The sequence below is a fragment of the Pseudomonas sp. P7548 genome, assembly GCF_013386585.1.
Taxonomy (GTDB): domain Bacteria; phylum Pseudomonadota; class Gammaproteobacteria; order Pseudomonadales; family Pseudomonadaceae; genus Aquipseudomonas.
On sequence record NZ_JACARO010000218.1, the window covers coordinates 1 to 996 of the forward strand.

The 996-nt window shown below is 61.0% G+C and carries 1 protein-coding gene and 1 pseudogene; both read left to right on the plus strand.

Features of this window, described 5'->3' with window-relative positions; translation table 11 throughout:
- Positions 1 to 213: pseudogene (locus HX803_RS32380) on the plus strand (murein biosynthesis integral membrane protein MurJ); the annotation flags it as partial.
- 37 nt (positions 214 to 250) lie between these two features.
- The coding region (locus tag HX803_RS32385; protein WP_372339960.1) for an acyltransferase family protein at positions 251 to 996 on the plus strand (746 nt) is incomplete at its 3' end.

The following is a 996-nucleotide window of genomic DNA, read 5'->3' on the forward strand; positions in this document are numbered from 1 at the left end:
TGCACGGCGTTGCTGCTGATGCAGCGTCAATCGCTGCTCGGCGACCTGCCCTGGGCCCGGCAATGGGGGCTCAGTGCGCTGGTAATGGGGTTGGCGGCGTTGGCGTTGTTTCGAATTGATGGCGTGTGGCTGCAACTGGGGCTGAGCACCCTGGCGGGGGCGGTGGTGTTGCTTGGGATGGGGCTGTGGTTGAAGCCGTGGCGCAAGGCGTGAGGCGCGCTGCAGGGGTTTATAGAGAGGGAGAGGTCACGTGAAGCATCGTTGGATTCAAATGGACATCGCCAAGGGCATCGGCATCTTGATGATCGTGTACGGTCACAGTTGGTTCGTGGCGAACTCGCTGGAGCTGCAGTACCCGATCATTGCCTCGTTCATATTGCCGCTGTTTTTTTTCCTGTCCGGTGTGTTCTTCAAGCCCGAGCAGCCGTTTGTAGAGATGGCGGTGCGCAAGGCCGACGGTCTGCTCAAGCCGTTTTTCTTCACGATGCTGGTGTATGTGATCGTACGCGACGTACTGCGCGGCCAACCCCTGCTACCGGACATCGGCGGCGTTCTGTATGCCTCGGTGGATACCATTCCCTGGCAGGCGCTTTGGTTTCTGCCGCACTTCTGGGTAGCGATCCTGTTCAGTTGGGTGATGCTGCGCCTGATCCAGCGCCTGAAGCTGTCACTGCCGGTGAGCTGCCTGCTGATGGTGCTGCAACTGTTGATCGGCATCTGGATACTGCCGTGGTTCTGGCAAGTACCGGTGAGCATCGGTGGCCAGACCTGGGTGGTGCCCGGCCTGCCCTTCGGCCTCGAAATCACGCTGATCAGCAGCACCTACTTCATCTGCGGCTACCTGCTGCGCGACTGGCTGCGTCGGCACGAAGGATCGTGGCTGGCGCTGGTGATTTCGGTGGCGTTGTTCGCCGCCGTGTTCCTTGGCAGCCACGCCACCATGGACCTGGCGCAACGGCGCTATGACCACTGGCTGTGGACCAGTCTGCTGGCGGT